Origin of the sequence: Streptosporangium vulgare, from assembly GCF_042428775.1 — a bacterium.
GTDB classification, from domain to species: Bacteria; Actinomycetota; Actinomycetes; order Streptosporangiales; family Streptosporangiaceae; genus Streptosporangium; species Streptosporangium vulgare.
On sequence record NZ_JBHMBS010000002.1, the window covers coordinates 522,704 to 535,825 of the forward strand.

The 13,122-nt window shown below is 71.4% G+C and carries 11 protein-coding genes; 5 read left to right on the top strand and 6 right to left on the bottom strand.

From position 1 onward, the window contains the following. Positions 1-216 precede the first annotated feature (216 nt). Positions 217-1,599 (bottom strand): xylulokinase, encoded by a 1,383-nt coding sequence (gene xylB / locus ACFFRH_RS06350; protein ID WP_344745814.1) that lies wholly within the window; start codon positions 1,597-1,599, stop codon positions 217-219. Beyond that, the gene (gene xylA / locus ACFFRH_RS06355; RefSeq protein WP_344745815.1) at positions 1,596-2,747 is read right to left on the bottom strand and encodes a xylose isomerase; all 1,152 of its coding nucleotides are present in this window, start codon (positions 2,745-2,747) and stop codon (positions 1,596-1,598) included. Before xylA ends, xylB begins: the two co-directional genes overlap by 4 nt. Before the next feature lie 78 nt (positions 2,748-2,825). Between xylA and ACFFRH_RS06360 the strand changes: the two genes are divergently transcribed. After that, positions 2,826-3,977: an ROK family protein gene (locus ACFFRH_RS06360; protein ID WP_344745816.1), complete on the top strand. Its 1,152-nt coding sequence runs from the start codon at positions 2,826-2,828 to the stop codon at positions 3,975-3,977. 213 nt (positions 3,978-4,190) lie between these two features. Here ACFFRH_RS06360 and ACFFRH_RS06365 read toward each other — a convergent pair whose 3' ends face one another. Next, positions 4,191-4,652, bottom strand: coding sequence for a MarR family winged helix-turn-helix transcriptional regulator (locus tag ACFFRH_RS06365; RefSeq protein ID WP_344745818.1), 462 nt, complete (start codon positions 4,650-4,652; stop codon positions 4,191-4,193). A gap of 72 nt (positions 4,653-4,724) precedes the next feature. Between ACFFRH_RS06365 and ACFFRH_RS06370 the strand changes: the two genes are divergently transcribed. After that, a complete protein-coding gene (locus tag ACFFRH_RS06370) occupies positions 4,725-5,234 on the top strand; it encodes a VOC family protein (protein ID WP_344745819.1) in 510 nt (169 codons plus the stop codon). 200 nt (positions 5,235-5,434) lie between these two features. Here ACFFRH_RS06370 and ACFFRH_RS06375 read toward each other — a convergent pair whose 3' ends face one another. The 3 genes from ACFFRH_RS06375 to ACFFRH_RS06385 all read right to left on the bottom strand — a co-directional run bounded on the left by ACFFRH_RS06375 (position 5,435) and on the right by ACFFRH_RS06385 (position 9,925). Further along, positions 5,435-6,415 (bottom strand): asparaginase, encoded by a 981-nt coding sequence (locus ACFFRH_RS06375; protein WP_344745820.1) that lies wholly within the window; start codon positions 6,413-6,415, stop codon positions 5,435-5,437. 182 nt (positions 6,416-6,597) lie between these two features. After that, positions 6,598-8,886 (bottom strand): WD40 repeat domain-containing protein, encoded by a 2,289-nt coding sequence (locus tag ACFFRH_RS06380; protein ID WP_344745821.1) that lies wholly within the window; start codon positions 8,884-8,886, stop codon positions 6,598-6,600. A 178-nt stretch (positions 8,887-9,064) separates the two neighbouring features. Beyond that, the gene (locus ACFFRH_RS06385) at positions 9,065-9,925 is read right to left on the bottom strand and encodes a hypothetical protein (RefSeq protein WP_344745822.1); all 861 of its coding nucleotides are present in this window, start codon (positions 9,923-9,925) and stop codon (positions 9,065-9,067) included. A 382-nt stretch (positions 9,926-10,307) separates the two neighbouring features. Here ACFFRH_RS06385 and ACFFRH_RS06390 point away from each other — a divergent pair, with 382 nt between their 5' ends. Genes ACFFRH_RS06390 through ACFFRH_RS06400 form a run of 3 tightly spaced genes read left to right on the top strand, consistent with a single transcriptional unit; the run spans position 10,308 to position 12,983 of the window. After that, positions 10,308-11,546 (top strand): sensor histidine kinase, encoded by a 1,239-nt coding sequence (locus ACFFRH_RS06390; protein WP_386154931.1) that lies wholly within the window; start codon positions 10,308-10,310, stop codon positions 11,544-11,546. Further along, positions 11,537-12,178, top strand: coding sequence for a response regulator transcription factor (locus ACFFRH_RS06395; RefSeq protein ID WP_362689643.1), 642 nt, complete (start codon positions 11,537-11,539; stop codon positions 12,176-12,178). Before ACFFRH_RS06390 ends, ACFFRH_RS06395 begins: the two co-directional genes overlap by 10 nt. 1 nt (position 12,179) lies before the next feature. Next, complete coding sequence (locus ACFFRH_RS06400) at positions 12,180-12,983, top strand: DUF4097 family beta strand repeat-containing protein (protein ID WP_386154934.1); 804 nt, start codon at positions 12,180-12,182, stop codon at positions 12,981-12,983. Positions 12,984-13,122: the final 139 nt, after the last annotated feature.

A 13,122-nucleotide genomic window follows, 5' to 3' on the forward strand; every position in this document is an offset into this window, starting at 1 on the left:
ATCCCTGAGACGCCCCGGCCCGGGACACCGCCCGGACAACCATCCGGACACCGCCCCGGGACGGCCCGCCGCCACGCGACGGCGTGCCCCGCCCTCCGGCGGGACACGCGCCGAGCGGGGTACACGGTCAGGCGATACCGCGCGACCGTGTACCCGTGTACCCGTGTACCCGTGTACCCGTGTACCCGTGTACCCGTGTACCCGTGTACCCGTGGCTCAGCGCAGGCCGCGGACCTCGGCGTAGCGGGCCCTGACCTCCGGTGCGGGATCGGCCTCGTAGTGCTCGGCCTTGCCCGCCTCCCACTCCGGGGGCTCGTCGCCGCCGAGCAGCCAGGCGGCCTGCCTCGCCGCCCCGTCCGCGACGTACTCCCCGGGCTCGGGGACGACCACCGGCCGTCCGAAGACCGCGGGGGCGATCCGCCGTACGGCCTCCGACCGGGCGCCTCCGCCGATGAGCAGCACCCTGGCCGGGTCGAGCCCGAGGGCGTCGAAGGCGTCGGCGAGATGGCAGAGCATGCCCTCCACCGCCGCCCTGGCGAGGTGCGCCGGGGTGGAGGTGGCGAGCGTCAGCCCGTGCAGCGAGCCCGTGGCGGTGGGCAGGTTCGGGGTGCGCTCGCCCTCCAGGTACGGGACGTGGACGAGCCCTCCGGCCCCCGAGGGCGCCTCCAGGGCCAGCCTGCCGAGCTCGTCGAGACCGACCCCGAGCATCCGCGCCGCGGCGTCGAGCACCCTGGCCGCGTTGAGCGTGGCCACCAGCGGGAGGAACCGCCCCGTGGCGTCCGCGAACCCGGCCACGGAACCGGTCGGATCCGCGCTCGGGCTCGCGGCGACCGCGAAGGCCGTCCCCGAGGTCCCGATCGACACGACCACGTCCCCGGGCAGGGCGCCGACCCCGAGGGCCGCCGCCATGTTGTCGCCCGTGCCCGGCGCGAGCCGCACCGTGCCCGCGCCGGAGACACCGGCCGCGGGCCGCACCTCGCCCGCGGAGTCGCGGGGCCCCAGTACCTCGGGAAGCCCGGGTACGGCGCCGAAGGCCGTCCGAAGGAGGTCGGTCCGGTAGGCGCCGGTCGCGGGCGACCAGTATCCGGTGCCCGACGCGTCGCCCCTGTCGGTGACGAACTCCCCGCCCAGCCGCCAGGTGAGCCAGTCGTGCGGCAGGCACACCCTCGCCGTACGGCGGGCGGAGTCGGGCTCGTGCTCGGCGAGCCAGCGGAGCTTGGTCACCGTGAACGACGCGACCGGCACGCTGCCGACCGCCTCGGCCCAGACCTCGGGACCGCCCAGCTCCTTCACCAGGTCGGCGGCGGCTCCGGCGGAACGGGTGTCGTTCCACAGCAGCGCCTTCCTGACGACGTCGCCGGACTCGTCCAGGCAGACCATGCCGTGCTGCTGCGCGCCGACGCTCATCGCCTCGACGCCGTCCAGCCCGCCCGCCCGCGCGATCGCCTCCTGGAGCGCCTCCCACCAGGCTCCGGGGTCGACCTCGGTGCCCTCGGGGTGGGTCGCGCGACCCTGGCGGACCAGGGCGCCCGTGCGGGCGTCCCTGATCACCACCTTGCAGCTCTGGGTCGACGAGTCGACCCCGGCCACCAGCGTCATCCGCGGACTCCGAGGAGGTAGTCCATCGCGAGCTGGTTGAGGCGCGTGAAGTGGAAGCCGCGCGCGGCCACCGCGTCGAGGTCGAAGTCGTCGCGGTTGAGGTCGGCGATCGTCTCGCCGGGGGCCAGCGTGGGCTCGGAGAGCTCGGCGACCTTGCTCGCGGCGAGCGCCTCGGCGACCTCGGGGTCCGCGCGGAACGCCGCGACCTTCTCCTTCAGGATCAGGTACGTGCGCATGTTGGCCGCGGCGGAGACCCAGACGTCCTCGGAGTCCTCGGTGCGCAGCGGCTTGTAGTCGAAGTGCCTGGGGCCCTCGTAGCCGCCGTTCTCCAGCAGGTCGACCAGGAAGAAGGCGTTCTTCACGTCGCCGTGGCCGAAGATCAGGTCCTGGTCGTAGCGGGGACCGTGCTGGCCGTTCAGGTCGATGTGGAAGAGCTTGCCGTGCCAGAGCGCCTGCGCGATGCCGTGCGCGAAGTTGAGCCCGGCCATCTCCTCGTGGCCCACCTCGGGGTTGAGGCCGACCCGGTCGGAGTGCTCCAGCTCGTTGATGAACGCGAGCGCGTGGCCGATCGTCGGCAGGAGGATGTCGCCCCGCGGCTCGTTCGGCTTGGGCTCGATCGCGAACCTGATGTCGTAGCCCTGCTCGATCACGTACGAGGTGAGCAGGTCCATGCTCTCCTTGTAGCGGCTGAGCGCGGCCCTGATGTCCTTGGCGGCCCCGGACTCCGCACCCTCGCGCCCGCCCCAGCAGACGTAGGTGGTCGCGCCGAGCTCGGCGGCCAGGTCCACGTTGCGGATGACCTTGCGCAGCGCGTAGCGGCGGACGTCGCGGTCGTTGCTGGTGAACCCGCCGTCCTTGAAGACGGGGTGGGTGAACAGGTTCGTGGTGGCCATCGGGACCTTGAGCCCGGTCTCGGCCAGTGCCTTCTTGAAGTTCGCGATGGCCCTGTCACGGTCGGGCTCGACGGCGAGCAGGTCGTCGTCGTGGAAGGTGACGCCGTACGCGCCGAGCTCGGCGAGCCTGTGCACGCTCTCCGCCGGGTCCAGCGGGGCGCGGGAGGCGTCCCCGAAGGGGTCGCGGGCCTGCCAGCCGACGGTCCACAGCCCGAAGGTGAAGCGGTCTTCGGGCTTGGGGGTGTAGGCGCTCATCTTCGTTCCTCCGATTTAATCCACTTTATGGACTTAATATGGATCGAGGTGGTGGGATCGTCAAGAGGTGGGTGTTCCATGACACAGGCCGTACGCCACAATTCGATGCGCGCCCGCAATCTCGGCGTGGTCCTCGGCGAGGTCCGCAGGAGCGGTCCGGTCACGCGGGCGGCGCTGGCCGAGATCACCGGACTGACCAAGACGACGGTGTCGAAGATGGTCGGCGACCTGATCGAGGCGGGCATGGTCACCGAGTCGGGCGCGCTCAGGGACGGCGAGCGCGGGCGGCCGGGCACGGCCGTCGCGCTCAGCGGGCGGCGGGTCGCCGCGCTCGGCCTGGAGATCAACGTCGACTATCTGTCCGCCTGCGTGGTCGACCTCACCCTCGCGGTGCGGCTCAGATATACACAGGCTGTGGACAACCGCACGTCCTCGCCTGTGGAAACCCTGTCCCACCTGGAAGAACTCGCCCACAGGGCTGTGGACGAAGCCCACGGCGAAGGCCTCTCCATCGCCGGATCGACCCTCGCGGTACCCGGACCCGTGGACGGAGGGCTGGTCCACGCGGCCCCCAACCTCGGCTGGCACGACGTCCGCGTCTCCGACCTGCTGGACTTCCCCGTCGAGGTGGACAACGAGGCCAACCTCGCGGCCCTGGGCGAGCTCTGGTTCGGCTCCGTGCCGGGCGACTTCCTGCACGTGTCGGGGGAGATCGGCGTCGGCGCGGGCCTGGTGGTCGGCGGCACCCTGTTCCGCGGCGCCCGCGGCCTCGCCGGGGAGCTGGGACACGTGGTCGTCTCCCCCGACGGCCCGGCCTGCCGCTGCGGCGGACGGGGCTGCCTGGAGCAGTACGCCGGGCAGGACGCCCTGCTGAGGGCCGCCGGGCTCGCCGGGGTTCCCGACGGGGTGTCCACGCTGCTGGCACACCTCCACGCGGGTGAGCGGGACTCGCTGGAGGCCTGCGAGCGCGCCGGTCAGGCACTCGGCGTCGCCCTCACCTCCGCGGTGCACCTGATGGACCCGGGGACCATCGTGCTGGGCGGGGTCTTCGCCCGGCTGTTCCCGTGGATCCGGGGGTCGGCGCACAAGACGATGACCTCCCGGCTGGGCGTGATGCGCCGGGCCGTTCCCGAGCTGACCGTCTCACGGCTCGGCGGCGACGCCGCGACCCTGGGGGCCGCCGGGCAGGTCATCCACCGGGTCATCGCCGACCCCTGGAGTCACCTTTAGCCGTCCGCGGACATCCATGGATATTCGTGATCTTGTTTTGGCCCCCGTGGACGCCCGTGGACGGCGGCGCCCAGGGTCGCGGCGAGACCGCTCAGACGGGAAAGGCCGGCCAGGCGGAACCGGGCGGGCGCAGGCGCAGGCACGGGGAACACCCGGGCGGGGAGGCCGCTCAGGAGGCCCCGGGGAGAAAGGCCACTCAGGCAGGGAAGCCGCTCAGGTGGGGAGGCCGGGGTCGGGCTTGGCGAGGATGGCGGCGCAGATCTCGGTCAGTTGACGGAGCTGGCCGGGGGTCAGGCGGTCGAACACGGCCTGCCGTACCGCCTCGACGTGGCCGGGGGCGGCGGCGGTGAGGACCGCGAGACCCTGGCCGGTGAGGATCGCCCAGCTCACGCGCTTGTCCGCGGCGCACGGCTCGCGCCGGACCCAGCCGCGCTCCTCCAGCCGCTTCACCGCGTGCGACAGGCGGCTCTGCGAGGAGTTGACCTCCGCGGCCAGCTCGCTCATCCGCATCATGCGCTCGGGCGCCTCGGAGAGCTTCACCAGCACGGCGTAGTAGGCGTGCGGCATGCCGGAATCCCGCTGCAGCTGCCGGTCCAGCTCCTCCTGGACCCGCTGCGAGGCGGCCAGGAACGCGCGCCAGGTGTTCTGCTCGTCATCGTCCAGCCATCGCGTCACGGGCCCAGCTTACTTGAACTCTCAACAAAGCGGAGGTAATCTACTTGAGAGTTCAAGTTTTTAGGAGGAACCATGCCGGTCCAGCGGCTCAACCACGCCGTTCTCTTCGTGCGCGACGTGGAGCGCAGCGTCGCCTTCTACCGGGAGGCACTCGGCTTCAGGGTGGTCATGGGCATGCCGGGCGCCGCGTTCCTTCAGGCCTCGGGATCCAGCAACGACCACGACCTCGGCCTGTTCGAGATCGGCGCGCAGGCGGGCCCCTCGGGGGCCGGGCGCTCGACCGTCGGCCTCTACCACCTCGCCTGGGAGGTCGACACCCTCGCGGAGCTGGAGCGGATCGCCCTCAAGCTCGGCGAGCTCAACGCCCTCGTCGGCGCCTCCGACCACTCCACCACCAAGGCCCTGTACGCCAAGGACCCCGACGGGCTGGAGTTCGAGGTCTCCTGGCTGGTCCCCGCCGACCTTCTCACCGAGGAGGTGCTGGAGGGGCGCTCCGGCATCAAGCCCCTCGACATCGCCAAGGAGAAGGAGCGGTACGGCGCCGAGACCCGCGGCGGCCTCGGGATCTCGATCCCCGTCTGATCGTTCCGGGCGCCTGTCCGGGCAGCGCGGTACGGGGGCCGGAAGGGGAAGAGGCGTGATCCGGCGAAGGCCTCCCCAGCCCTTCGCCGGATCACGGACTCCACCGACGTGCCCACACAGCTCGGAGATACTCCCCCTTTTCCTAGTTTTTACCTATCCGCAAATCGCTTCGTGGCGCGTCAAGCCCTGCCGGACCCGCGTCAGAGCCTGCCGAACCAATCGCGTACGGCGTCGATCCCGCCGGTCCCGAGGGCGACCATCAGCGCGCACCGCGCCTTCGAGGGCGCCAGGCCGCGGGCCCCGATCGCCCCGACGGTCGCGGCGAGCCCCGCGCCGAAGCGCATCTCGCCGAGCGGAAGCGAGTTGGTACGGCACCTCGACGCGACGACCACCGGGATTCCCCACTCCGTCAGCTCGGCGATCGCCACGAAGAGCCCGACCGGCACGTTGCCAATGCCGGTCGCCTCCAGCACGACGCCCTGGGCCCCGGCGTCCACGACGGCGGTGAGCAGCACGGGCTCGATTCCCGGATAGGTCTTGATCAGGGCGACGTCCGACGCCGGATCCCCCCCGAACGCGGGCGGCCGGAGCGGCGGGGCGGCCAGCGTCTCGATCCGGCGGCCGACCACCCGGCCCAGCACGGGGAAGGGCTCCGACGAGAACGCCGCGATGCTCGTGGCGTCGACCTTGGCGACCCAGCGGGCCGCGTGGATCTCGTCGTTGACGCACACGACGGCCCCGGCGCCGCGCATCGCGCCGTCGGCGGCCACCACGAGGGAGGAGGCGAGGTTGCGCGGGCCGTCCGAGGACAACTCGTCCAGGGAGCGGACGGCACCGGTCAGCACGATGGTGCCGCGCTCCGCCGCCCGGCCCGCGAGGAGGTCCACGAGGTAAGCCGTCTCCTCGATCGTGTCGGTGCCGTGAGTGATCACGACGCCGTCGAATCCGCGCTCCAGGACGGCCGAGCGCGCCCTGCGGGCCAGTTCCAGCATGGTCGAGGGCGACATGTCCCAGCTGGGCTCCGCCATCACGTCCTCGACCACCACGTCCACCGTGTCCGCCGCGATCGTGCCGGGCGGGAGCGCCCTCAGGAGCTCGGACCCCGACAGGACTCCCGGACGGCCCGGGGCGTAGGAGTGGGCGATGGCGTCACCGGTCGCCAGCAGCAGCACACGCTTCACGGAGACGGTCCCTTCGATGGGCCGCGTTCAGGTCGCCTCCATTTATAACCCATGACTACCCCCATTGGGGTTATCTCTGGATCGCATGAAGTTACGCAAGGTCATCGAGAATGGAAATATGGCCTCGCGGCGCAAAAGCGCGCGAGGGGAACGCGAGGCGGCGCGGACACCGGCTCCGCGGACTACGGCGACTCCAGGTCCCAAACCCGCAGCGTCTCCTCGTCGACGGACACCGCGATGGTCTTGTCCTTCAAAGTCCCCACCGCCACCGCGTAGACGGTGCCGACGTGGTCGGTGAAGACCTTACCGACCGGTTTACCGGTGGCCAGGTCCCACACCCGCAACGTCCCGTCTTCGCTACCGGACACCGCGATGGTCATGTCCTTCAAGGTCCCCACCGCCACCGCGTAGACGGGACCCTCATGGCCGGTGAGGGGCTCGCCGATCGTTTTACCGGCGGCCAGGTCCCACACCCGCAGCGTCTTGCCGTCGTCGACGGACACCGCGATGGTCTTGCCGTCCAACGTCCCCACCGCCACATCGTCAACGGAACCGTCATGGCCGGTGAGGGGCTGACCGATGAGTTTCCCCGCGGCCAGGTCCCACACCCGCATCGCATTGTCATCGCCGGACACCGCGATGGTCTTGCCGTCCAACGTGCCCACCGTCACCGCATAGACAGAATCGGTGTGGTCGGGGAGGGGGTTGCCGACCGGCTCACCGGTGACCAGGTCCCACACCCGCAGCTTCCCGTCTTCGCCACCGGACACCGCGATGGTCTTGTCCCTCAACGTCCCTACCGCCAGCACATTGACGGGACCGTCGTGGCCTTCAAAAGGCTCCCCGACAGGTTTCCGTGTGGCCAGGTCCCACACCTGCAGCCACCCGTCTTCGCCACCGGACACCGCGATGGTCTTGCCGCCCAACGTCCCCACCGCTATCGCACTGACGACACCGAGGTCGTCGGTGGAGAGCTCACCGACAGGTTCCCTTGTGGCCAGGTCCCACACCTGCGGCACCCCGTCGTCGTTGGCCACCGCGACGGTCTTGCCGCTCAACGTGCCCACCGCCACCGCCACCTCATGGCCGAAACCGGGGGCATCACTGGAAGGCGCTGTGGAAGGCATGCCGGAGGGTTGGGTGAGAGGAATGATCACAACGAAGACCACCCATGCGGCCACGACCGCAAACAGGAAGATCAGAACAGTGCGCCGGACCAGCCGAGATCTCCGGGACCGCCGGGTGACCCGCGGCTTGGGTCGCTTCGGCGGCCTGGTCCGCCGGCCGATGTCAGGTGTGGCCTGATCGTCGGGGGAAGCGGTTGTGGGTTCACCTTTCTGGCCGGGTTCACCCTCCTGCCTGGGTTCACCCTCCTGGCTGGGTTCGTTCTTTTGAACGGGGATGTCGGTACGGGTGGTCAGGGAGTCGTGCAGGCGGATCAAGGTGGCGGCCTCGGTGTCCAACACCTGGTCGATCTGGCGCAGAACCTCCCGCGCCGCCTCCTGGTCGGTGTCGTTCATCGGGGTGAGCAGCGGCCCGAACTGTTGCGGGAGCGCGGCCGGAGCGGACGCGGGCAGGGCCGGGCGACTGTCCAGGGCAGCCAGGCGTACGAAAGCCTGCTGGGCCTGGGATCGCGCGGTGACCTGCAGTTCCTCGACCTGGTGGCGCCGGCGTTCGGATTCGGCCAGGCGGGCGCTGGTCTGCTCGTGGAGCCGCTCGGTCGCTCGCAGGCGCTCCTCGGCCTCGGCGAGGCGGCTGGTCAACCGGCCGACCTCGGCCTCCAACACGGCCCAATCCGGCTGGGGTTCGTTGCGCCGCGCGGCCAGTTCCTGGCGGAGGGTCTGGCGTCTGGCCGACAGGGCGGTCACCGCCTCGGTCAACCGGGCCAGCATCTCGGCAAGACCCTCACCCAGGTGTTTGTAGCGGTCCATCGACGCGTACACCTGACCCAGCACCCGGCGGGCTCGCACCGCTTCGGCCAACGCCCCCGCCCATTCCCGGCTGTCGGCCGCCCCTTGTCCATCGGTATCACCGGCTTCCCACACCGGGCGGATCCTTCGCTCCAGAACCTCCAACCGCCAGTCATCGCCTTGGGCTATCAAAGCGATGAACGCGGTGATGAACGCCCATTCCGGGCGGCGGCTCCCCTGGAGGTAGGCGGTGATCGCCTCCTCCTCCCAATCGGGCAGTTCCCTACGCAGTCGTTCCCGCGTCAGCCCGTCGGCCTCGGCGATGATCTCCAAGAGTTCACCCAGCTCGGTCCACCGCTCAGCCGGAGCCTGGCGACCTCGGGCGGCCCACGCGGCCAGAGCGACCAGCAGCGGTGCCCCGGAGATCACCTGAACCACGTCCGCCGCGTCGCTCCAGCCACCGGCGCGTAGCGCGAATCCCGTCCCCAGTACCAACCCGGCGCCGACCACAGCCGCAAAAACCAGCCGTCGCCGCGCCGCGCCACTACCCGCCGACCACATATCGGCATTCTCTCAACAATGCGTAATTTGATCACGCTTCGTGATCAAATCGGGACAGTGCATGCTGGAATCCGCTTAGTCGGCCCTCGGGGTGTGGGTTCTCGACAATGGGAGTCGTTGAGCGCGACGTCCCGCCGGTTCTCCCGGTGACGCCGAAGCGGTCCGACGTGCCCTCCGATCAGGAGTTCCGGTACCGCTCCCGGTTCGGGGAGCCTGACAGTTCTCCGGCGAGCCCGGCTTCCGGGTCGGCGAGCCCGTCGCTCCGGAACAGCGCGTGGACCGCCTCCCGCGTCCCGTCGTTCCGCCTCGCCCTCGTCACGAACTCCTCCGGTGTCCGCCCGAACAGGCGCCGCAGGTTCGCGGAGCGCGCCAGCAGGTGCCCGATCAGCTCCGGCTGGGGAGCGAGCCGCAGCGGCTCGCCCTCCTCGTCCACCAGGCATCCGTGCCTGCCCGCGTAGACGTGGCACGACGGAAGGACCTCCCCCGAGGAGAGGGTCACCGGGAAGGAACCCGGGGGCAGCGGGAGCCGGAGGTAGTTCGGCTCGGTCGCGTCCAGCGCGGCGAGCTGGGCGTCGTCCACCCACACGACGAACAGGGGCGACGCCCCCGCCACCCTGATGGGCGCGGCGGGCAGGTAGGCGTTCCGGCTGACGTGCGCCGACACCCCCGGGGCGACGCCGCGCACGGTGGCCGGGGTGAGCGGGACGACGGGCCGGATCCCGGCGGCGGTGAACTTGCGGTGCAGCTGGCCCGGCGCGGCGTTGGACCCCACCGCGACCACCGGGTGGCGGGCCTCCATCGGCCCCGCGCCGAGGCTCCCGAGGTGGTCGGCGAGCCGCACGACCCGGTCCCCCGACCGGACCCGCCCGCCGCCGAGGGCACCGGCCTCCTCGGACATCGGCAGGAAACGGTCGTCGGCCAGCAGCCCGGCTCCCGAGGGGAGACGGCCCGGGTAGGTCAGGGGCTCGGACATCGGGTCGTCGGCGAGAAGCCGGGCGGGATCGGCGGTGCCGGGGAGGGCGGGAATCACAGGAAGCATAGGAAGCATAGGAAGCACAGGGGACCGGAAAGGCTGGGAAGGCCGGGAGGACTGGGAGGACTGGGAGGGCCGGGAGGTGCGAGGAGGCCGGAGGACTGGGAGGGCCGGGGACCGGATCGGCCGGGAGGCGACCGGTTCGTCGCCCGTTCCGCGCCATGCCGTTCGACATGCTCGCGGGGGCCCATTTCTCAAGGGTAGGTGAAGCCGACAAATAATTCCTTTACCCCAGAAATACCCAGGAAGCGGGCGGGCCGTACGGCCGCGAAGGCAGGAGGTGCCTGCGACGGACCTCGGCGAGGGTCCGGGGGTGGGGTTTTCCCCACCTTTTTCCGGGATACCTCGCCCCTGTGTCCCGGCCGCCACGGTCCCTACGGTGGATTCCATGACCGGCACCGAGATGACCACCCCCTGGGAGAGGATCAGCGCCCACTGGTCCACGCGGGCCTGGCTCCGCACCGCGCACCTGGTGACGGGCGTGCCGATCGCCCTGCTGGGCACGGCGGTGATCGGGGCGCTGGTGACGGTGTCGGTGGTGCTGGTGTGGACCGTGGTGGTCCCCGTGGTGGCGCTGCTGCTGTTCTTCGTGGTCGTCCGGCTGCTCACCCGGGTGCAGCGGTCGCGGTTCGCCGCCTTCCTCGACGTGGACATCCTCCCGGTCCCGCGCCGTCCCCTGAGCATGAACCCGTTCAGGCGGCTGCTCCAGGAGGCCAGGACGCGGAGCACCTGGCGCCGGCTCGGGTACCACCTGCTCGCCCCGCTGATCAGCGGCATCGGCGCCGCCTCGGTCGTCGGGGCGTGGGCGGGCGGCCTGGTCACCGCCGGGCTCGCCGTACGGTACTGGGCGATGGAGGAGACCTGGCCGAGCCTGGCGTTCGTCCTCGTCTCGGGGGCCCTGCTCGTCGCGGGGCCGTGGGTGGCGCGCGGGTTCGCGGTGCTGGACGTGATCGCCGCCGAGGCCCTGCTCGGCCCCAGCCTGAGCGACCAGCTGGCCCAGCGGGTGGAGACGCTGCGGGAGAGCCGTACCGAGGTGGTCGACGCCGCGGACGCCGAGCGCCGCCGCATCGAGCGGGACCTGCACGACGGCACCCAGCAGCGGCTGGTGTCGCTGGCGATGAACCTGGGCATGGCCCGCGCCACCCTCACCGACCTGCCGGAGCCCGCCCGCGAGGTGATCGTCCAGGCGCACGAGGAGGCCAAGCAGGCCCTGAAGGAGCTGCGCGACTTCGTCCGGGGGCTGCACCCGGCCGTACTCAACGACCAGGGCCTGGACGCGGCGCTGTCCGGCCTGGCCGCGCGGGCCCCGTTCCCCGTACGGCTGAGCGTCGACATCTCCGAGCGGGTCTCCCCCACGGTCGAGGCGGTGGCGTTCTTCGTCGTGTCCGAGGCGCTGACCAACATCACCAAGCACGCGGGGGCGTCCGGCGCCGAGGTCGTCGTCGACCGCTTCGGCGACCGCCTCCACGTGGCCGTCAGCGACGACGGCAAGGGCGGCGCGGACCCGGACCGGGGAACCGGCCTGCGCGGCCTGTCCCGCCGGGTCGGCTCCGTGGACGGCATCCTGTACGTCGACAGCCCGCTCGGCGGGCCGACGACGATCAGAGTGGAGCTACCGTGCGCGTAGTGCTCGCCGAGGACTCCGTACTGCTGCGAGAGGGGCTCGTCCGCCTGCTCGGCTCGGCGGGCATCGAGGTCGTGGCCGCCGTGTCCGACGCGGAGGGGCTGCTGCGCGCCGTGGACGAGCACGTCCCCGACCTCGTCGTCACCGACGTGCGGATGCCCCCCTCGCACACCGACGAGGGCCTGCGCGCCGCGCTCGTCCTGCGCCGCCAGCGGCCGACGCTCGCGATCCTCGTGCTCTCCCAGTACGTCGAGGAGCGCTACGCCACCCAGCTGCTGTCCACCGCGACCAGCGGGATCGGCTACCTGCTCAAGGACCGGGTGGCCGACGTCGAGGAGTTTCTCGACGCGCTGCGCCGGATCGCCGCCGGGGGCACCGCGCTGGATCCCGAGGTGGTCGCCCAGCTGCTGCTGCGCCGGCACAGCGACCCGCTGGACCGGCTGACCCGCCGGGAGCACGAGGTGCTCGCGCTGATCGCGGAGGGCCGCTCCAACACCGGGATCGCCGAGGCCCTGGTGGTGTCCGAGAGCGCGGTCGGCAAGCACATCAACAACATCTTCACCAAGCTCGACCTCTCCGGCGCCGACAAGGACCACCGCCGGGTACTCGCCGTCCTGCGATTCCTGAAGGTTTGAGATGCCGACACGAAACAACGCCCGAACCGCCTGGCTGGTCGCCGGGGGGACGCTCACCGCGCTCACCGTGGCCTTCACCGCCCTGGCGTCGTGGGCCGAGATCACGGCGGTCCGCCCGAGCTTCGAGACCACGCTGCAGTCCCGGGCGTTCACCTCGCCGCGGATCGTGGTGGAGACCACGACCCGCGTCAACGTCTCGGTCGTGCCGGGCGCGGCGAAGCGGCTGGGCCTGGAGCGCGCGCTCCTCTGGACCCGGGACCGGCCCAAGGTCACCGAGGAGTGGGACGGGCGGACGCTCACGCTCGACGTCCACTGCCCCGGCGGCGACCGTCCCGGCGGCCCTGACTGCCAGGCCGACTACATCCTGAGCGTGCCCGCGGCCACCGACGTCGAGGCCTCGTCCCACCGCTTCGGAACCGTCTCGGTGAGCGGGATCCAGGGCGACCTGAACCTCTCCACCGCCGCGGGCGACGTGATCGTGGACGGTACGGGAGGCGCGCTGCGGGTGCGGGCGCAGATGGGGAGCGTGATCGGCACCGGCCTCAGGTCCGCCGGGGCCGACATCGAGACCGGCAGCGGAGACGTCGACCTGAGGTTCCTGGTCCCGCCGGGCGACGTCAGCGCCGTGGTGAAGACGGCGGGGGACGTGACGGTCAGGGTGCCGGACGGCGAGCAGTACGAGGAGGGCTACAACGTGCGGACCAACACCGGGAGCGCGGTCGTCGAGGTACGGCGCGACCCGGCCGCCCCGCGGCGGATCACCACCCTGACCGGAGAGGGCCGGCTGAGCGTCCTTCCCTTCTGAGCCGCGGTCTCCCATCCTGTGACCCGTGGCGTCCCGTCCTGTGAGCCCCCGGACACGCCTCCCCCCGCCGGGCGGATGGGACGGAACATCGCGCACACAGGTTTGACCAGGTCAAAACCAACATCAGGGCGTCTCCACC